Annotated in this window: 24 protein-coding genes; 5 read left to right on the top strand and 19 right to left on the bottom strand. The window is 53.1% G+C overall.

The features are described from left to right. The first annotated feature begins 14 nt into the window (after positions 1-14). A complete protein-coding gene (locus Q8902_03365; GenBank protein ID MDP4198592.1) occupies positions 15-1,400 on the top strand; it encodes a tyrosine phenol-lyase in 1,386 nt (461 codons plus the stop codon). On the opposite strand, the gene Q8902_03360 is transcribed toward Q8902_03365, so the two are convergent. The 3 genes from Q8902_03360 to Q8902_03350 are packed head-to-tail and all read right to left on the bottom strand — an operon-like array spanning position 1,397 to position 5,312. Continuing rightward, entirely contained in the window at positions 1,397-2,407 is a 1,011-nt protein-coding gene (locus Q8902_03360) for an NAD-dependent epimerase/dehydratase family protein (GenBank protein MDP4198591.1), read from the bottom strand. The genes Q8902_03365 and Q8902_03360 overlap by 4 nt on opposite strands. Further along, entirely contained in the window at positions 2,404-3,396 is a 993-nt protein-coding gene (locus Q8902_03355; protein ID MDP4198590.1) for a glycosyltransferase family 2 protein, read from the bottom strand. Before Q8902_03355 ends, Q8902_03360 begins: the two co-directional genes overlap by 4 nt. Beyond that, the gene (locus Q8902_03350; GenBank protein MDP4198589.1) at positions 3,393-5,312 is read right to left on the bottom strand and encodes a bifunctional homocysteine S-methyltransferase/methylenetetrahydrofolate reductase; all 1,920 of its coding nucleotides are present in this window, start codon (positions 5,310-5,312) and stop codon (positions 3,393-3,395) included. The genes Q8902_03355 and Q8902_03350 overlap by 4 nt, the downstream gene beginning before the upstream one ends. A gap of 87 nt (positions 5,313-5,399) precedes the next feature. Here Q8902_03350 and Q8902_03345 point away from each other — a divergent pair, with 87 nt between their 5' ends. Together Q8902_03345 and Q8902_03340 are read left to right on the top strand one after the other, a co-directional pair. Further along, a complete protein-coding gene (locus Q8902_03345) occupies positions 5,400-5,624 on the top strand; it encodes a hypothetical protein (GenBank protein MDP4198588.1) in 225 nt (74 codons plus the stop codon). Beyond that, positions 5,621-6,028 (top strand): PIN domain-containing protein, encoded by a 408-nt coding sequence (locus tag Q8902_03340; protein ID MDP4198587.1) that lies wholly within the window; start codon positions 5,621-5,623, stop codon positions 6,026-6,028. The genes Q8902_03345 and Q8902_03340 overlap by 4 nt, the downstream gene beginning before the upstream one ends. A 13-nt stretch (positions 6,029-6,041) precedes the next feature. On the opposite strand, the gene Q8902_03335 is transcribed toward Q8902_03340, so the two are convergent. From Q8902_03335 to Q8902_03305, 7 genes are all read right to left on the bottom strand, one after another. Continuing rightward, positions 6,042-6,530 carry a GNAT family N-acetyltransferase gene (locus tag Q8902_03335; protein MDP4198586.1) on the bottom strand — a complete coding sequence of 163 codons (489 nt, stop codon included), beginning with the start codon at positions 6,528-6,530 and terminating at the stop codon, positions 6,042-6,044. Between the two features lie 32 nt (positions 6,531-6,562). Next, positions 6,563-8,686, bottom strand: a complete 2,124-nt coding sequence (locus Q8902_03330; GenBank protein MDP4198585.1) for a cytochrome c biogenesis protein CcdA — start codon at positions 8,684-8,686, stop codon at positions 6,563-6,565. A 52-nt stretch (positions 8,687-8,738) separates the two neighbouring features. Then, entirely contained in the window at positions 8,739-9,146 is a 408-nt protein-coding gene (locus Q8902_03325; GenBank protein MDP4198584.1) for a hypothetical protein, read from the bottom strand. 137 nt (positions 9,147-9,283) lie between these two features. Next, positions 9,284-9,880: a hypothetical protein gene (locus Q8902_03320; protein ID MDP4198583.1), complete on the bottom strand. Its 597-nt coding sequence runs from the start codon at positions 9,878-9,880 to the stop codon at positions 9,284-9,286. Between the two features lie 107 nt (positions 9,881-9,987). Next, on the bottom strand, positions 9,988-10,425 hold the full coding sequence (locus Q8902_03315; protein ID MDP4198582.1) for a hypothetical protein: 438 nt from the start codon (positions 10,423-10,425) through the stop codon (positions 9,988-9,990). Between the two features lie 156 nt (positions 10,426-10,581). Next, positions 10,582-12,285 (bottom strand): short-chain dehydrogenase, encoded by a 1,704-nt coding sequence (locus tag Q8902_03310; GenBank protein MDP4198581.1) that lies wholly within the window; start codon positions 12,283-12,285, stop codon positions 10,582-10,584. 112 nt (positions 12,286-12,397) lie between these two features. Beyond that, on the bottom strand, positions 12,398-13,039 hold the full coding sequence (locus tag Q8902_03305) for a hypothetical protein (protein ID MDP4198580.1): 642 nt from the start codon (positions 13,037-13,039) through the stop codon (positions 12,398-12,400). A 198-nt stretch (positions 13,040-13,237) separates the two neighbouring features. Between Q8902_03305 and Q8902_03300 the strand changes: the two genes are divergently transcribed. Both Q8902_03300 and Q8902_03295 read left to right on the top strand, forming a co-directional pair. After that, positions 13,238-13,444 (top strand): type II toxin-antitoxin system HicB family antitoxin, encoded by a 207-nt coding sequence (locus Q8902_03300; GenBank protein MDP4198579.1) that lies wholly within the window; start codon positions 13,238-13,240, stop codon positions 13,442-13,444. Beyond that, on the top strand, positions 13,441-13,656 hold the full coding sequence (locus Q8902_03295; GenBank protein ID MDP4198578.1) for a type II toxin-antitoxin system HicA family toxin: 216 nt from the start codon (positions 13,441-13,443) through the stop codon (positions 13,654-13,656). The genes Q8902_03300 and Q8902_03295 overlap by 4 nt, the downstream gene beginning before the upstream one ends. A 7-nt stretch (positions 13,657-13,663) precedes the next feature. Here the strand turns inward: Q8902_03295 and Q8902_03290 are convergent, their stop codons facing one another. From Q8902_03290 to Q8902_03250, 9 genes are all read right to left on the bottom strand, one after another. Beyond that, on the bottom strand, positions 13,664-14,155 hold the full coding sequence (locus tag Q8902_03290) for a hypothetical protein (protein MDP4198577.1): 492 nt from the start codon (positions 14,153-14,155) through the stop codon (positions 13,664-13,666). A gap of 194 nt (positions 14,156-14,349) precedes the next feature. Further along, positions 14,350-14,679, bottom strand: coding sequence for a hypothetical protein (locus Q8902_03285; GenBank protein MDP4198576.1), 330 nt, complete (start codon positions 14,677-14,679; stop codon positions 14,350-14,352). A gap of 2 nt (positions 14,680-14,681) precedes the next feature. Beyond that, positions 14,682-14,966: a hypothetical protein gene (locus tag Q8902_03280; GenBank protein MDP4198575.1), complete on the bottom strand. Its 285-nt coding sequence runs from the start codon at positions 14,964-14,966 to the stop codon at positions 14,682-14,684. A gap of 420 nt (positions 14,967-15,386) precedes the next feature. Next, positions 15,387-15,677, bottom strand: coding sequence for a type II toxin-antitoxin system RelE/ParE family toxin (locus tag Q8902_03275; protein MDP4198574.1), 291 nt, complete (start codon positions 15,675-15,677; stop codon positions 15,387-15,389). After that, complete coding sequence (locus Q8902_03270; GenBank protein ID MDP4198573.1) at positions 15,674-15,916, bottom strand: addiction module protein; 243 nt, start codon at positions 15,914-15,916, stop codon at positions 15,674-15,676. Before Q8902_03270 ends, Q8902_03275 begins: the two co-directional genes overlap by 4 nt. 39 nt (positions 15,917-15,955) lie before the next feature. Then, positions 15,956-16,771, bottom strand: coding sequence for a hypothetical protein (locus Q8902_03265; protein MDP4198572.1), 816 nt, complete (start codon positions 16,769-16,771; stop codon positions 15,956-15,958). Between the two features lie 153 nt (positions 16,772-16,924). Beyond that, a complete protein-coding gene (locus Q8902_03260; GenBank protein ID MDP4198571.1) occupies positions 16,925-17,215 on the bottom strand; it encodes a type II toxin-antitoxin system RelE/ParE family toxin in 291 nt (96 codons plus the stop codon). Continuing rightward, complete coding sequence (locus tag Q8902_03255) at positions 17,212-17,442, bottom strand: addiction module protein (protein MDP4198570.1); 231 nt, start codon at positions 17,440-17,442, stop codon at positions 17,212-17,214. Before Q8902_03255 ends, Q8902_03260 begins: the two co-directional genes overlap by 4 nt. A gap of 876 nt (positions 17,443-18,318) precedes the next feature. Further along, on the bottom strand, positions 18,319-18,711 hold the full coding sequence (locus Q8902_03250; GenBank protein MDP4198569.1) for a T9SS type A sorting domain-containing protein: 393 nt from the start codon (positions 18,709-18,711) through the stop codon (positions 18,319-18,321). Positions 18,712-19,386: the final 675 nt, after the last annotated feature.

Genomic DNA, 19,386 nt, shown 5'->3' with positions numbered 1-19,386 from the left:
CATATACTTACGTAATGCATAAATTAGAGAAGCGCGCATGGGCCGAACCGTTTAAAATTAAGGTTGTCGAGCCACTGCGCATGACCACGCGCGAGTATCGAGAGCGTGCGCTTACTGAAGCCGGATATAATACCTTCCTCCTGAGATCACGCGATGTCTATATCGATCTTCTGACCGATAGCGGGACGAACGCGATGAGTGATAATCAATGGGCGGGCCTGATGCTCGGCGATGAGGCTTACGCGGGTAGTGAGAATTACTATCACCTTGAAGACAAGGTCAGGCAGTATTACGGTTATAAGTATCTCGTTCCAACGCATCAGGGCCGTGGTGCGGAACACTTGATTTCGAGCATTCTGATCAAGCCGGGCGATTTTGTGCCTGGCAATATGTACTTCACAACGACGCGGCTCCATCAGGAGCTTGCGGGCGGCACGTTCGTGGATGTCATCATCGACGAGGCGCACGATCCCGAAAGCCTTCATCCATTCAAGGGCAATATTGATCTCGGAAAGCTCGAATCGCTGATCAAACGGGTTGGAGCGGATCATATTCCCTATGTCACCGCAGCGGCCACTGTCAATATGGCGGGCGGCCAGCCGATCTCGATGCAAAATCTGCGCGAGTTGCGCGCCCTGACTTCCAAGCATGGCATTCGCATCGTGCTAGATGCGACACGCGCTATCGAAAACGCCTGGTTCATCAAACAGCGCGAAGCGGATTACGCCACGCGGTCAGTCGCGGAAATCCTCTATGAGATGTGCTCGTACACTGACGCCTGCACCATGAGCGGCAAAAAAGACTTGCTTGTGAACATTGGCGGCTTCCTTGCGCTCAACGATCCGGATGTCTTTGAAGAGGCTCGTAATCTCGTGGTTGTCTATGAGGGGCTCCACACATACGGCGGCTTAGCCGGTCGCGATCTTGAAGCAATGGCGCGTGGAATCGAAGAGGCCGTTCAGGAAGATCATATCCGCGCGCGTATCGGGCAGGTCGAATACGTTGGTGAGCGTCTGAAGTCCATCGGCATCCCGATCGTTGTCCCCATCGGCGGACACGCGATCTTCCTGGACGCGAAACGCTTTTTGCCACAAGTCGATCAGCTTTCCTTCCCAGCACAGACGCTCGCAGCTGAACTCTACCTTGAAAGCGGCATCCGGACCATGGAGCGTGGAATCGTCTCGGCGGGCCGAGACAAAACGACGGGCGAGCATGTGAGACCGAAGCTCGAACTTGTAAGACTAACATTCCCTCGCCGTGTCTACACGCAGGCACACTGCGATGTTGTGACCGAAGCAGTCGAGGCCGTCCACGACCGTCGCGAACAAATCCGAGGTCTACGGATGGTCTATGAGCCGAAATACCTTCGGTTCTTCCAGGCGCGATTCGAGGCAGCCTAAGAGGCAGCCTTAGGAGAAGGAGTCCGCCAGCTTGCTGGCAAATTCTTCTCGATCTCGATTCCCTCGAACGGCTTCGATGCACGGGGTCCGACTTGTCGGACCCATTCGGCCATGCGGTGAAGACCGTCGGTAAGTGAGGTCTCTTTGCGCGAACCGAACGTGCGCTGCACTTTTGAGTGGTCGCTCCACGCATCGACGACCTCATTGCGTGCAGGGAGATGCTTTAGCTCGGTCTGAACTCCCATCGCATTCATGACTTCAGCGGCGAGGGTGTTGACAGAATATATGCTGTCCGCGCCAATGTTGAAGACTTCGTTCCGTGCGCCATCATGCGTCGCACTCTCGGCAATAACGGGAGCAATATCGCCGATGTAAGAAAACGCGCGCTTCTGATCGCCATCACCGAAAACCGTGTAAGGTTCATTGCGAAGTGACTGGTTCATAAAGATGCCAATCACGTTGCGGTATTTGTCGCCCGTATTCTGTCGCTCGCCATACACATTGTGCGGACGGAAGATCACATAGTCCAGACCAAACATTTCGTGAGAGGCTTTGAGGTCAAGCTCGACAGCGTACTTACCGATACCATAGGAATCCTCTGGCGCGGGAGTCAAGTCTTCACGCATTGGCAATTGATTCTTGCCATAGACTGCGATTGAACTTGTAAAGATGAAACGTTTGACATTGTGTTTGACCGATTCGTTAATCAGATTCACCGAGCCGATCACGTTATTCGTATAATTGAACCGCTTGATGAAATGCGAGAGTCCTTCAGCGGCGTATGCCGCAAGATGGAAAACGTAATCGAAAGAATACTCTTTGAACAATCGTTCGAGTCGCACATGGTCGGTACAGCTCGCTTCAATGAAGATCGCTCGATGATTAACGTTATCGACAAACCCGCCGGAAAGATCGTCCAGCGCGACGACATCATGCCCACGAGCGATGAGTTCATCGACGACGTGCGATCCAATAAATCCGGCAGCGCCGGTGACTAAAGATCTCAATTGGCTAACTTTCTATGAATGAAGCCGCGCTCTTCGAGTCCTTGCGTACCTCGATAGCCTCGGAAGTAATCTCTGATACCGGCCAGCATGGCTCTGGCAGCTTGACGTTTGTGGATTCGCCAATCATAAGCGAAGCGATATGCTAAGAACAACGGATAAAACGCCCAGTACCGAATTGCAGTCAGGCCATGATAAAACTTGCGCGCGTAGATAAACGCGTTGCGGTGCTGAAGATACATGTAAAACGGCGTTTCGTCGCCGATCGGCGCGCCGGCCAGATTGTGATAGATCACACTCTTTGGCTCATACATGCACGTATATCCGGCGTTCCGCGCGCGATGGCACCAGTCCGCCTCTTCCCAATAAATGAAATAGTCTGGCGAAAGCATTCCGAGTTCGCGAATGACAGAGCCACGCATCAGCATCAGGCAACCGCAGGCATACGGTATGTCTCGTGGAGTATCATACAGACCTGTGTCCTTCTCCTCGATTCCAACGTGATGATAACCCATGTGCCACTTCTGGTAGCATCCTGCATACCAGATGATGTCCGACTGTCCACCGCGCTTCTCGGGCGCATAGTAAATCTTACCGCTCACAGCGGCAATCTTCGGATCGGATTCGAGACGCGCCACTAATGGCTCGAGAAATCCCGGTGTCACGATCGTGTCGTTGTTAAGCAGCAGCACATGATCGCAGCCATTTGACATTGCGTGCTCGATGCCAATGTTGTTGCCGCCGGTGAAGCCCGTGTTCTCCTCCGACCGGATGTGCGTCACATTTGGAAACTCCTGGCGAAGCCGGACGCCACTTCCATCGTGCGAGCCGTTATCGACAACGATAATCTCGACATCAGGATAGGAAATATCCGCAAGAGACTTGAGGCACCGGGCGGTATCAGTGTAGCCGTTGAAGTTCACGAGCACAATGCCGACCCTCGGCTTACCGTTCTCCACTCTCCGTTCTCCACTCTCCACTGTGGGTCTCATCCCAGCCGCTCTAATATGTCGACCGCCATCTGATATCGCCGGAACGGCGGCATCATGTAAACTCCATCCACATGTGCGCGCGCTTCCTTCAGGAATTCAACGCAGATCTCAACGCCTTCCTTACTTTGGGCATCGACAGTTGACCTTGCTGCGATCCGATCCCGAATCCACTGCGGCACCGACATACCCGGTACTTCATAGTGCAGAAACTCCGCGTGCCTAATACTCCGGAGCGGCATGATTCCGAGCATGATTTTCGCTTTCCCCGGAAAGGTCTTGATCGCGTCCAGAAATGGCGCGAGCGCCTTCATCTCGAAGAGCGGCTGCGTGAAGATGACTTCACAGCCTTCCGCAATTTTGCGCTCGAGACGCGCCAGTTCACGGTCCATGTCGTCGGCAACAGGATTGCATCCGCAAGCGATCAGGAAATGCGTGCAATTTGCCGCACCGCCAGAGATCGAGTTGCCGAGCAAATCGCATCCCTCGTTCATCGAGTGAACCGCGCGGATTAGACCGATCGCGTCGATGTCATAGACGCTTGTCGCGTACGGGTAATCACCAATTTGCGCCGGATCGCCGGTGACGCACAAGATATTTCGCACGCCGAGCGCCTCAGCACCAAGCAACTCGGATTGCAAACCTACCATGTTGCGATCTCGGCAGGCCAGATGCGTCATGGCCTCGATGCCGCATTGCGTCTGCACCATGTGCCCGATCGTAAACGAACTCATGCGCAGACGTGCCCGAGCGCCGTCGGAGATATTGACCGCATCCATTCCAGCTTTTGCCAGAAACGACGCACCTTCAAACACGCTGGACATATCCAATCCTCTCGGCACATCGAGCTCGACGGTTGCGAGAAACTTCTTGCCGAGGTTTTGCTTGAACTGCGAGAACTTCGTCTGATCGGCCTTGCCGTTGTGCTGTTCGGCGTTGACGTGCGCCTCATGCACCTTAATCTCGCCGGCGCTGAGGCCGTGAATGGCATCGTGTATCGCGCGAATATGCTCCGGTCTTGCGCCACCGGCGGCACCAACGATCGAGGCGCCCGCCTCGACCAACCGGCGCGCGCTTTCGCCGATGTATTCCGGCGTCGCATGATAGACTGGGCGTCCATCGGCCAGCGTAGGAATTCCAATGTCCGGCTGTGCGCTGATCGCAATGCCCGGCACGGCAAGTGCCTGAATGATGGAAAGCATCCGGTTCGGGCCGACGGTACCGTTCGAGCCGATCGCGGCGACGCCATGCGCGATCAATCGCCGTGCAACCTTGTGGGCGAAATCTGTCGCTAACAAAGCGCCATCCTCTGGGAAGGTCTTTTGCGCGATGATTGGAATATGCGGTGCGACTCGCTGGACTTCTTCGATTGCAATCTCGAGTTCATCCATGTCGATGAAGCTGCGGAGCATAAAAACATCCGGGCCGCCATCGAGAAGTGCGAGGGCTTGCTCGTGAAATGCCTGGCGAACGTCCTCTCGCTTCAGTGGACCAATCGGCGACAAGAATTTGCCAACCGGGCCCATGGCAGCGGCGACCAGTAGTTCGTGATCGCTCGCAGCCGTCCGCGCAAGCCACACGCCTTTTCGGTTGATCTCGTATGCCTTCTCAGCAAGATGATGCCGGGCTAATGTGATGGCGTTAGCACGCTCGGTGTTCGAGACGAGAAGCTCCGCTCCTGCTTCGGCAAAGGCGCGATGAACGTGCTCGACAGCGATGGGCTGCGTGAGATTATACCGCTCTGGCAGCGGGTCCGTTAGCCCCTGCGCGGCAAGTGTTGCGACGATCGATCCATCGGTAAGGATCGGCCTGACAACAGACTCCCGAAGCCGCTGGGAAAAGCGGTCGGACCCCTCACCCTGCCCTATCCCCTGAAGGGGAGAGGAAACAGGAATACTTGGATGGACGATTTCTGGCATTTGACGGATGCCGAACGCTTGAAAAGCGGGGTTTGTCCCGCAATGAGCCTATCGAACCGAATAACGATTTCGCGGCGTTTACTCATCATGGCCGTAAAAGCAAAAACCAAGAAGACAACTGCATCGAGGGTCAAACACACGCGCAAGGCCGTGCGCAATAGCGCAAATCCACCCGAAAATACCTCGGAGCTTGGCCGCAAATTGCTGGCAATTCGGAAAAGAATCGAGGAATCGGGCATTCCATTGCTGACGCTGGAAGAGATTAGAAGAGAACATGCCGAACAACAGCGAGAAGCTTTCGATGTTTCATGATTCGAACGTTCGTTGATGCCAATGTTCTAATAGCAGCAGCCCGTGCTGTCCTGCCGGAGTCGGCAATCGCACTGCGTCTGATTACCGATTCGAATCGTGAGTTTGTATCGAGCATTTTCCTGCGGCTCGAAGTTTTACCGAAAGCAACGTACCACCGGCGACAAGTCGAAGTTGATTTTTATTCCGCGTACTTCGATTCCGTTGTGGACTGGCTTCAGCCAACATCTTACGCCATTGAATCGGCACTAGATTTAGCTAAACAATACGGACTCGGTGGACTCGATGCTCTTCACCTGACCGCAGCGCGAATTCTCAACGCCGACGAATTTATCACCGGCGAAAAGCCGACCTCCCCAATCTTTCGTGTTCAGGGAATGACGATCGTATCGTTGTTCGAGCGGTGATTTCCATTCGGAATCACTCCAAGTTTATCAAGAACAAATTCGTCAGAATATCTCGATTCCTTCGATTGATGAAGGTAGCCTCCAGCGTTGCGCCCAGGTGCTCGGCAACGCGTCGTGACGCGATATGGTCGTGCGCCATCTGGATCACCACGCCGCAGAACCACTTCTCTCTTTCCGCCAGGTCCAAACATGCTTTTGCAGCCTCCGTCGCGTAGCCCTTGTTCGAATGGTCACGAGCAATGATGTATCCGAGGTCGTTTTCCATCACATCGTTAACCATGGTCCGGAAGTAACCGACGCAACCAATATACTCGCCAGTCCTCTTCAGAAATGTCGCGTAGCGGCCAAAACCATGCTCGTCATAACTCTTCATGCTGCGTTCGATCCATGCTGCGGTTTGCTCGATCGTAAACGGAGCAGGATAAAAGCTCATCGTCGCAGCATCGGAAGTGATCACATGCAGCAGCGGAACATCGTCCTGCGTATACTTCCGCAGTGACAATCGATTAGACTCGCAAACTACGTCCACGCCTCTTATCGTCCCAGCATTGCCACGCTTGTCGCGCTGGCAGGCTTCTCCACTTTCAGGAAGGCCTTGAACGACTCGACATCCCGCGTGAAGCCGGGGACCGTGGCCAGCGGTTTATCGTCGGGAGAGACGATGACGTAATATGGCAACGCGATCGTGTTGAACCGTGATTCTTCCAAATCGCGATTCGAATCGTTGAGCGATGTGCCATTATCCGTATAGAGTCGCGCAAGTACAAAGCTGCCGAACATCTCCTTCACATCTGGTCGGCTAAACACAGACGCTTCCATTGCGCGGCAATTCGTGCAGGTATATCCGGTAAAGTCGATAAAGATATTCTTACCTGTCTTCTTCGCCTCTGCAAGTGCGGCCGGATAACTTGGTATCCAACTCTGCGGCTGGTTACTTTGAGTCGCGGTTTTTTGAGATGGCACCATCGAAGCCATGTTCGCGCCGACTTCGCCAACTTCGGAAGCCGGTGGCAGGAATGCATCGAGATCGCCCAATGGCTGATTGTGGAAGCCGGTATACAAATAAATGCCCGCCGACAAAAACATCACCGCGATGCAAAGCCGTAGTGCCCCAATATGCTCGACCGGAGTGTCATGCGACAACTGGAAGCGACCGAGCAAATAGATCGTAGTCATGATCGCAATAGCGACCCAGGCCGCAAGCACCAAATCGCGGTTGAAGAAATGCCACGACCAAATGAGATCGACGTTCGAGAAAAACTTAAGCGCGGCCGCGATTTCCAAAAACCCCATCACGACTTTCACATTGTTCATCCACGTACCCGAGCGCGGAAGCTGCTTCATCAGGTTCGGGAAGAGGGCCAACAGGAAGAACGGCAGCGCGAAGATCGTCGCGAACGCCACCATCCCGATGAGTGGCACGAACCACGAGCCGCGTGAGAACGTGACCATCAGCGTGCCGACGAACGGCACCGTGCAGGTAAAGCTCGTCAGAGAAAATACGAAGCCCATCAGCACGACCGAGAATACTTTGTTCTTCGATTTCTGCGCCGTCATGTTGAGCTTGGACAAGACCGATGAGGGAATACCAATCTCGAACAAGCCGAACAGATTCAGCGCGAAGGCAATGAAAATCGCCGCAATGGCAAGGTTCGCCCACGGGTTCGCCGCAAACTGATTGATGCCGGCAGGACCAGCAATCAACGATAGGAAAAACCCGAGCAGAACAAACGTAACGACAATACCCGTCGCATAGAGCAGTGCGTCCTTCGTTGCTTCCTTGCGGCTGCCGGCATTACGCTTGGTAAAGAAGCTCACCGTGATCGGCACCATCGGGAAGACGCACGGCGTGAGCAATGCGAGGAAGCCAAATCCCATCGCAGCGAAGATGAAGCTCCAAATCGAATCCTGCGCGATTGCGACCACATCACCTTTTGCGGCAGATTCTCCGCCACCCGGACTCGACGGCGGCTGACTCGATGCCCCCGGAGAACTTTGACTCATCTTCACTGATGAATCTTTGTTCCGCAGCATCGCCTTGTCCGCGCTATCAATGCGCGGCGCACTTGCCATGTTCTCCGATGTCGTATCAGGAGTACCCTCGGCGATGGTTAGCATCAATGGCTTCTCACCAAGGATATCCATCGGTACCACATAGACGGCCGGTGGCAAACATTGAGTTTCGTTACAGGTCTGATACTTCAGGAAAAGCGAAAACGGGACGGGGTCCTTGGAATTCGCCTTAACCTTTATTGTAGCGATTACATCAAAAGGAGTGTGATGGGCCTTCGTGACCATCTCAAAGCCTGAGTCATACTTTGGAATGATTTTGCCGGTCTCTGTGAGTTTTCCAACGATTTCGAAGTACTTCGAAATTGCGTCCGGTACCTGCAGACTAAGAGGGATCAGTCCGCCTTCATCCGACATGTATGAACTCCAAATATGGTATGGATGCCGGAGATCGACATGAATTCGGACCTGAAACGTCTTGCCAGCCTGCGGATGAGCCTTTGGCTCGAGCTTCATCTTGAAGATTGCCGAATCCATGTGAAGCTTTGGCTCAATCCGCTTCGGATCGGTCGCACGACTGGTCAGTGCTGCTGCGAGGACCGCGCAGAGCAGTGCAAAGGGAGCAATATATCGGAGGATGCTTCTCACTTTATGAATTAATTTCTCTCTTGAATTGCAATTTCATGAATCCGCTCTGCACTTAATTCGCTACGATGTCTGGTTTTTTAAGCGATACTTCATACCAGCTGGGTGGCAGACATTGCTTCCTAATCATGTTGACCGCCTGGTAACCGGCGAATAATCGGAAGTCAGCCAAAGTCTTAACTTTCCTGCGTGCCTTTAGAGTTGCAATCACATCGAAGGGTTCCGTATGGTAGGATCTCAACTCGAGGAAATCGGAATCAAAAACCGTAGTTACTTTTCCTGTTTCTCTCAGCGACACTATCTCATAGTTACTCGCAAGAGAATCAGGAAGATGTACACGGAACGCCATTTGGCATTCGCAATTATTCTTCTGCGAATCAGATAGAGCGCCGATTTGCCAACCATCATGGACATCGACATGGATGCGAGCCTTCACCAAATCTCCATTGTGAAGTATCTTCAATGGATGCATTGAAAGGCTAAGGATCGTCGAGTCAAGATGGATTCGACGCTCGATCCGCTTCGGATCGTTCGCATACCCCTTCACCACCGCGAGAGTCAAGGAGGTGATAAGAACAAGCCCAATGACTTGCATTCGTCTCATCGCTCCCCTCCTGCTGTTCCCATTTTAGCGGGTTGGCTTCTATCGGCATCGGCGAAGGTAAATTCGATGGGCTTCGCGCCGAGCGCGGTCATCGGCACCTGGTACCAGCGCGGCGGCTCACAAACGACCTCGTTGCAGGTCTGGTAATTGACATACAAGAAGAACGGCAACGGTGTTGGCGCTGCTTCGCGGACGGAAACCTTTGCGATCACATCGTACTCGCCGTAATGCGCACGCGTTGCAACATCGAATGCTGAGTCATAACCAACTTTCACGTCCCCGGTCTCGTGGAAGCTGACGAGTTCGAAATACTTGGAGAGATCGCCGGGCAGAGTAACCTTGAGCGGCGTGAGTCCACCTTCGGAGGACATGTCGGCACTCCAGACATGCCAGCCTGCGCCGGGCTTTACATGGATGGTCACTTCGAATGTCGAACCAGCTTTGTGCGACTGTTTGGGATCGAGATGGAGCGTGAAGATCGTCGAATCCTGGAAGATCTTCGTCGCGAGCTTCGGCTCATTCCACCCATTCCCGGCAACACCCACGACCGGGATCAAGGTCAGAAACAGGATATGGAGGAGTGAACGTCTCATGAGGCCATCAGAATGTGATTGCACGAATGGTACAACCCGTAATTCTAAACTTCAGGCCGGGACTGGCCGTTCCAACAACCTTAGGGGGTCGGCGCTCAGCCAGCGCTTCAGTGGAACATCTCTTTGATCATGCCCCAGGTACGGCGGACTCCGCTGGAGGGCTTCGTCACATTGATGGTCTGCGAATAGCTAAGTTCGCCATCCGTCAGATTGATTCGGATGCGATACTTGTAGGCATCGGCCAATGGCTTGGCGCTACCGGTTTGGCCGGCAATAGGCGCAATGCTCAAGTGGCCATCGTGAAAGCGATACGAGGAGTAGCTGCCGGATGGCTGAACCTGGCCAGCTTCCTGAAAATCATTGGCACTCCGAACATCGCACCGTTCGATCGTGTAATTCTTGACACCGCTCTCAACCTCGGAACGCCAATCGAGCGTTATTCCATCACCATCAGGCCGTGCAGTAAAAGAATCGACAAGACCCGCAACATCGAAGCCAAATGCGGTAATCGCGGCGAAAATGCCAATAAAGAGGAGCCTTCTCATAAGCAATTACAAATATACGACAATTTGACTGGGATGTTTGGGATTTCGTCGGATTTTTGGGAGCGAATTCCATCGGCAGTCATCATCCCAAAATTCCACGTCCCCCAAAAATCCTATCCTATCCAAAGAATCCCTTCCTTTCCAAAAATTCCTAGTTCATCGCTTTATCCGCTCCCCGCCTTCCTCCACCGAGAATATCCACGCCGCTAGCCGGCCTTCAGAGATCTGCATGAAATTGTCCCAGTAAGCCGGAGAGCGATCCACCGCCGAGCCAGTTATGCCCCGCGTGGACTCCGCTTCGTCACGGATCCGCGCGAATCGCGCTTGCCACACGGCCATGTTCTCCGGCCGGAGATCGATCCATCCCTCGCGCGCATACGCATCGCGTTTCTCATCGTTGAGCTCGATGGAATTGCCGTGCTTGGCCGGTGGAATCTTGATCTGCTTGCCTCGTACAAGTTTTTTGCCATCGGCGAGCAGGATCGGAATCCCGATCGATACGATCTCGCTTCGGAGGCGTGCATTCTCGCTGATGATCGTCTCGACTTTTTTCGAAAGCTCTTCTGGCGTATGGCTGAGCATTCCACCAAAATCATTTGCTGCAAGTTTGAGCAAATGCGCTTCGAAGAGCAGCTTCGCCAGCCTTGGCGGTCCGAGCATTTCGAATGCAACGCTCGATGTCCCGGTCTCGACTTCGAGCGCCGTGAGCATTCGCAATGCGGACTCACGCAGGTAGCCCGCGCGGTATGTTGGTCCCATCGTCGAGGCGTCGAGCGCAGCAATGATGTCTTTACCGGTGGAGACTCCAGTGAGTTCGCGGACCACGTCTTCAGCGATTTCTTCCGGCGTGATCATCTCCATTTGTCCGAGCGCGCTGATCGTTTCGAACTCGCCTTTCGAGAAGATGCCGTTTTCACCGGTATCGACATAGACGGCCTCGAGTACTTGTCCTGTCGCGGTCCCATGCGATTCATCCAGGAGGTTCAGCGTGTTGCCCAGAACTTCGGCATCACTCATCGTGACATCGAATAATTCAATAGGCTTCGCGCCTTTCTTTACCGGGCCGTATCCGATTTCTTTCCACGCGATGGTGGCCGTAGGCTTCACTTCCTTCACGATCGTTGCCGCGCGCGGGGTGCGCGCCATAAGGAACAGCAGCAATGAGTGCGCTCCAGCGATGGAAGACTTCGAAAGCAGCATGCGGGAGGGACGCTCCTCCGAATGAGTAAACGGAATGTTCAATCCCATGCCGCCGGTGCCGCTCGTGCCGATCTTAATATAGGCATGCACTTTGAAATCGATCAGCGCTCGATGCAGAATCTGCACGTGACGAATGAGTTGCGGAATGTAAAGACTGGCCAAAAGCCGCTCGACTAATTCGCCGGAATTTTGTGCGTTCGCATGAATCGCTGCTTTCACGCGCTGCCCCATCGTGAACAAATCCTGATACGCGATTGCGGTGGATGTGTTGATCGAATCAATGATCGCGTCTGGCCGGGCCCACTCGATTGCCGAGTAGAGTGTGTTCATACATAAGACTTCTTCGGTCAGATCGCCGAGGGTGTCTTCGATCAACTGGTCCCGCAGTTCCGGATCAGCCAGTATGGCATCTCGGGTCAGGTCTTTCCAATTCTCACGGACGAACAAGTTTCCCCAGAATGGCTCGAAGGTCGTCCCGCTATGGGCATACCGTTCTTCGAATAGCTTGACCGCGGACTCGGCTTCCTCCTTGCGGAGCGATGTGATAATAATGTGTGAGGGTCTGCCGGACGGCCCTTCAACCATGAGCCGTTGAATGAGAGCTTGTCCCACCAGGCCAAAGCCACCCAGAACGAGGACGCGTTTCTTTTGGAGGTCCATGAAATAGGAAATGATCGATGTACACGCCCCACCCGATGAAAACGGGATCCGGCGCGGGCTTGAAACAGTCAGATGAGAGAGACTATTTCCGAAGAAACGGTCAATCTTCCGTCTACTTTTTCACGAACGAGACCAATTTCCAGTGCTGCGCGAACTGCGTTCCATCCGGCAAGGCATCCTCATCGTCCGAAACGCGGAAGCGAAGCGCGGGCGAATACGCATAGTGATGGACCGCCACACTCATGTCGTGCATGATTGTCACTTTGACCCGCTCCGTTGGATATGCGGTCCCGTTAATTGTGATCGATCCCGAAGATGGCGAATCGCCATCGGCAATGGTCATCGAACTATCAGTCCCATCCGGGTCCCAGTTCGTCGCGCCGTGCGCCTGAGTTGCATAGGGAATGGTAAACCAATCGGCCCGGCTCAACGAAGGCTTCGGCCAGACGCTAACATCGCCATTTGCTTCGAACGCTAAGTAGAATGGGTCCGGCTGCGGCAGACCAGCCAGCACGAGTTGGATCATCTTAACCGCATGCTGCTTTCCATCAAACGTGGTATCCGCGTTGGCAATCTGATAGGTGGTCGTGTCTTGCAAGTCCGTATTGTCCTCCCAATTGGCCACGGTGAACGTGCTCCCGACTCCGGGAAAGGAATTGGTATTTGCTGGCGCCGTCGTATCGCTCTTGCAGCCAGTTAACGCAACGAGTGAAAGGATAAGAATGGATGAAAACAGGATGCCTCGAAGTCTCATATCAGCAGGGGAAAAAGTGGGAATGTGCGGGCCATCTGGCGCACCCGCCAGCAGGTTCAAAACGGGCCGGACGGGAAATTGATTCGGGGTTACTCCACCACGCAAAACTTCGCGACTTCGGTGCCCAGCCGGGCGAAGTAGCAGTACATGAAAGGCATCCGGGAACGGAAGCCTCGCACGACACGCTACCATAACATAATGAAGTTCACGATTGAATACGAGCGAGAAGCGGATGGCCGTTGGATTGCCGAAGTGATCGAATTGCCTGGCGCTTTGGCTTACGGGAGCAGCCCTGACGAAGCAATGGCTCACGCTAAAGCAATTGCGCTGCATGCCCTGGCTGAGCGGCTGGAGCATGGTGAAGCGCAGGCAAATTTGACAGATGTCACATTCCTCGTGCCGTGAGTTCCTGGCCGTCAACAAGAGCTGCTCGCGTCCTTAGTGCGCTGCTTCGTATTGGCTGGCAAGTCAAGCGATTTCGCGGTGGGTCCCATCAAGTCCTGATGCGCGAAGGGTGGCCCGATTATGTGTTTTCTTTCCATGACACGGAAGAGATTGGGCCCCGAATGCTCGCTCGCATTGCGAAACACACCGGCCTCAAACCTGAAGACCTGTAGTACCTCACTACTCCACCACGCAGAACTTCGCGACTTCAGTGCCCAGCCGGGCGAAGTAGCAGCCGGGAGGGAGAAAGGATGACGGTATTTGTATCATGGATTCTTGGGCGTGGATTAATTGGTCATAAACGATCCGGCCGAGAGAATTCGAAATCAGAAGAAGCGAAGACTCTTTTAAGTCATAGGAGAAACCGATGGAGTGAGTGGTTTGAAGAATGCGGAGCGATGGTTTTTCAGCCAGATGAGCAACCGTCTCAACCTGCCTAGGTTGTCCGAGTCTCAGGTAGAGAGTATCCTGAATCGTCTCATTGCCATACCAATTACCAGACTCGTTATATTGAGTACCATCGAAGATGACGATCGATCCAGTCCCGCTCAATAACGCAGTTACAGCCGCAGGACCTACTTGAATGCTACCATCCGTATCTTTGAAATAAGATAGGTTACCAAATTTAAGAGAGTATTGAAACTCTTGCCGTTCTTTCGGTTCTTGGTCCAAGTACCAATAATTTGCAGTGACATTGTTCAAACTGTTTTGAACGGTGTCAATTTCAAACCCTATACTAAATGGTGGAAAGGGCGCATAGCTTATAGTGTCCTTGCTGCGTGTGGTCTGGCCCTCCACAACCCAAGGTAGAGGCAAAACCACATTGAAAGCCGTAACATTCCATGCCGAAAGAAGTCGTTGGCGCGTCAGTATCCTTGCCAACGCCAACGGACGACGATGCCGTTTGGGCCTATCGTGAAGCTCCGAGTCCGCTGCGTCGCTTCAGAGTAGCGGCGCACGCCAAAGGCATCGACCCGCGACGAAGCATCGTCGTTTTCGTAGGCATACGTGAGGACCTTAGATCCGTCGTCCAGCTTGTAAACACTTGTCGGTGGGCCCCACGCTTGGACGAGATCGGCCTCGCTACGACCGACCCAGCTCTTCATCTTTTCGCTGATCCGGTCGGCCATGCAGCCGGAGAGCGCCATCGCGAGCAGCAAAATCGACAGTAGTGCGTTAGCAGCAGGCCTTCGCATGACTACGACTCCCTTCGCGTCGGCGGGTCGTTTGGGCGCGGCTCGCGCGGATCGACAAACGGCGATGGTGCCACTGTCGGACGCTTCGGTCTTGTGGCCGCTTCCATCGGAACGATGCCATCGAGCCGGTCGAGCGAGTCCTGTGCCGCCAACGAAGCCGTACTTACCGTGTCCAGGTGGCCGTCGCCGTGAACGATCACGGCGCTGTCCTGATAGAAGTTGGGCCTCTTCATCTGCGAAAAGGCCACGGCCGGAAAAAGAATAAGGAATACGAATGTCGCCTTCATGGTGTGTCTCCTTTTTAATTCAATGAATCACCCGCACCGGGTGATTCATCAGAGACCGTGCCACAGTCGGATTATCGTATTCCGCCCTTGCTTTTGACGGGCTTGGCGATCGCGTCCTGCATCCACCTCTGTGATTCGCACCATCCGGCCAAGTTTGAACACTCCATGGTATTGGGCTGCCCTTCAATTCAAAATCAAGCACATTTGTACCTTGCCCGGCCCCCCGCCTGGCGAGCAGAAGGAGCGCAAAGATGATCGCTAATCGGTAGGAAGACATTTCGCAAGTCGAAACACGCCGATAAGGGCATCATTCCAGAGGGCTTGATTTGTGACCTCACCGCGAATCGCATGCCCCGCTACTCCACCATGCAAAACTTCGCGACTTCGGTGCCCAGCCGGGCGAAGTAGCAGGCAAACTGTTTACAATCTTTCACGCCAATACTTCGGTCTTCGTGAATTGTGCATGATTGCAACGATCATGACTTCATCATTCTCGGTAACGTAATAGATTGAAAATGGAAAAACGTCTAAGACCTTACGACGGACGTTCTCCTCATATATCGGATATCGTGTCGGACTCTGCGCGATTTCATCAATCGCGCTTTCAACTTCATCCGCAAATCCATCCGCAGCTTGAGGGCTTTCAGCAACATAAAAGGCCACCGACGCTATGTATTCCTCCTCAGCCGGTGAAAGGCGGCGGACGGTCATCGTTGCTTCCTGGCATCCGCGATCATTTTTCGAGCGCGCTCGAGCATCGGTCTCGCATCGTCTGCTTTCAGTTCACCGCGCCGATATGCCTCGACTCGGGTTCGGACCTCTTTCCGTTGGGCAGCTTCTATTTCAGACGACGGCAAAACACCTGCGATGATTTTCTCGGCAAGCTGAATCTGGCTTTCGCGGTCCAACTCGCGCACGTCATGAAGAATCGAATCGACGTCTCTATCCATACAAAATTGAACTTAGGCCGTGAAATAGTAGTGCCCACGCTACTCCACCACGCAGAACTTCGCGACTTCGGTGCCCAGCCGGGCGAAGTAGCAACCGGGAGGGAGTGATCTTATTGAGATTTGAAGTCCTGATCTCGCAATCGGAATCTCTTGCGACATCTCTGTTCGACCCAATAAATCCATAACGATCAATCGGCCCGAAGACGATGAGGTAACTTCCAGGTTCTTGCCGGACACAGCAATGTGGAGAGGTGTGCGATCATGGATTGCAGCGTCCTGAACGCCAGACTTAGGAATAGGGGAAATCCAGAGTACCAAACCATAATCCGACGCCCACGTCGAATCAAAGTGTCCGGTCTCCGATTCACCTCTGCAACCGGAATCGGGCGTAGGGAGGTTCAGAAATGAAACGTCCGTATGTGCCGTCGCATGATAGCTTCCAGATGCGACACGAAGGCTCGATGTCGAATCCATGTCATAAACTATGGGATCAAATGCGAGTGTGCAAGAGCTCGAGAATTGCGAGAAACCTTGCGTAGGAGTGCCGAGACCACTGATCGTAAAGTGAGTAATTCTGTGTTGCATAGTGTCCACGACGAAGCGAACTGCGCTTTGTTGCGGGAGACTGATTGTATCACCATGCAGGACTGCATGTCCAAAGTAAGATAGATTGAGAGGAATGATACCAGTATAGGTGTTGCTGGGTTTGGGACAGGGCATGAATGTCGTCTGGACCGTCCAGTTGAAAGTCCCGCCCAGGATCTCATAGTTGAGTAGACAGGTGTCTGTCTGCCCGGCCGCCCGCCCGGCGAGCAGAAGAAGCGCAAAGATGATCGCTAATCGGTAGGAAGACATTTCGCAAGTCGAAACACGCCGATAAGGGCATCATTCCAGAGGGCTTGATTTGTGACCTCACCGCGAATCGCATGCCCCGCTACTCCACCACGCAAAACTTCGCGACTTCGGTGCCCAGCCGGGCGAAGTAGCAACCGGGAGGAACAATCAACCTCAGACTCGATCGATCCAAAAATCGGGCATGCGCGTGTTGTGCGCAACGGAAAGGATCAGTATCTCTTCTCCTTTAGTGCGATAGTAAAGTGAAAACGGAAACCGGTCGAGTTCTTTAACCCGAATATCGCGAGCGTGGATTCGGTACCGGGTTGGAGCTTCCCTGATCGCCGTCAAGGCTGCATCGACTTCGACCTCAAAATCGAACGCTGCCTGAGGACTCTCGTGCAGATAAAACAGTGCGGATTCGGCCAGCTCTTCTTTTGCCGGCGAGATAATCCGGAAATTCACTTGCTGCGAATCAATTGATGCAATTCTCGCATCACATCGTCACCATCGAAGGCCTCCATTTCCCCGCGATCGTATGCCTCCGCTCGTCGCTGTGATTCCGCGAGCCACGCCTCGCGGTGCTCATGGCTCGGACCTGCGTTTCGCATGAGCCGCTGCGCAAGTAGAATTTGCTCGCGGGTGTCGAGGCGCTCCGCGTCGGCCGCAATCGATTCAAAATCTCTGTCCATGCTTTTTTGAACTTGCCAGGCCAAATAGTAGTGCCCCGCTACTCCACCACGCAAAACTTCGAGACTTCGGTGCCCAGCCGAGCGAAGTAGCAGCCGGGAGGAAGAAAAGAAAAATGGGCAATCATTCCTCGTACCCCGCTCTCATATACTTTCCTTTGTACTGAACGGATGGCCCTACCGAGTTGATCGCAGATCACCACCATTCCTTCGTCCTCGGACCTCTCACGATACGAGCCTCTAACATCTCGAAATGTGGCTGGAACAATAGACAATGTGAGAGTATCCGTTAGATGGCCAGAGTCGCTACAAAAGCCTTGAAACCATACACGAGGACTTCCCATCCAATTTATTCCAGACTGAAAGGTGTATGTGCACTCAAAGATACCTTGAAGCAGAATCCCACTTTTGAGTTGTTGGTATGGCAAGTCTTCAAATCTTAAAGTGAAATACGAATTTCCGGGGAGATCATACACAGTGATGTGCGTCTGGTACCACTGGGCGTTATAGATACGAAGGTACTTGACCATCTTGTTTGCAGTGTCGAGCGATAAGTCGAAACTAATGCCGTAAGGATAGTTCGTCGACTTCATTTCTCGTAGAGGAAGAGTACGATCACAAATAGTGCTCAAATAAGGAGAGTACGTTCCAGCAGGACGCCCGGTATCGAATATCGTCATTGTGCAGCCTGCCGACGCATCAGAGGTTTTGATCGTGACAAGTGAGTTCGAGTCAATTTGCCCCGACGCTCGTCCAGCGAGCAACAGAACCACGAAGACGATCGTGAATCGGTAGAATGTCATCTCACATCGGAACATGCGGCGTGCAGCATCATTCCACAGGGCTTGATTTGTGACCTCACGGAGAATCGTGCGCCCTCTACTCCGCCACGCAAAACTTCGCGACCTCGGTGCCCAGCCGGGCGAAGTAGCAGCCGGGAGGAAGAATTGGAATGTTGATGCTACCGGCACCTGTGGCGATCTGCATCGAAGCAACCGGCTGACCCAACAAGTTGAAGAGTTGAAGTGAGCGCACTATTTTACTAGTCCGGAAACTTGCGACATAACCAGATTGAGAATTGGCAAGAGTGAATGGTGGGTCTGCAGAAAGTTGAACAACACGATTCGATGGGAAGGAAACCCTTAGTGTAACGGTATCGGTCTCGATTCCCGTTTCGTTTTGATTGCCCTCTTCATAGTACCTTACTGGATCGAAAGTACCACCGAAAAATGAGAACGACCAAGCGTAAAGACCTTGCAACGGACGAGTCATTATTGATAGGAAGGACGTGCCTTTCCCGTTCAATAAGGAATCGAAGTCTTCTCTAAATGACCAAGCCAAATAAGCGCCTGTGCCAGATACCTCCGGATAATGGTAAGGGGAGTGATCATGCCAATTCGAGTCCATTCGCACCCGCAGATTTTTCACAACTTGGGTTGAAGAATCGTAGACGAACGACATGGAATATGATCGTCCATCCAGACTATCGACCAAACTCATTGTGTCCCGGTATTCGATAACTGTATCGATCTCGAATGCTGGCTTGAAACTACAGGCGATTGTGTCCCCTGGTGACTTGTAGACGAGGTTGGTGAGAGTAGTGCGAAAACCAACGCTCTGCGACATTCCGTTAAATCGAAAAATCAGTGAACACTTTCGCTTCTGGCTTTCGCACTGTGGCACGAAATACAGGAGAAGTAGAAAGACGATCGCGAATCGGAAGGAAGCCATTTCGCTCCTCGAAACACCCGGATAATGGCATCATTCCATAGGGCTTGATTTCTGCCCTGAACCCCTTCGTCGTCCTTCAGTTCTTTGCATTAAGAAAAAGGAATACACGGTAGATTTAGTACCTGTATGAATATTGCATGAATTCCGCGCCAAAGTATATATTTTTATGATGTACTTGAAGCAGATCGACACCCCAATCGCGTTATATAGGGTGGA

The organism is Bacteroidota bacterium (assembly GCA_030706745.1).
Lineage (GTDB): Bacteria > Bacteroidota > Ignavibacteria > Palsa-1295 > Palsa-1295 > PALSA-1295.
Note: the sequence above shows the minus strand (reverse complement) of the source record. Positions and strands in the feature narration are given on the sequence as shown.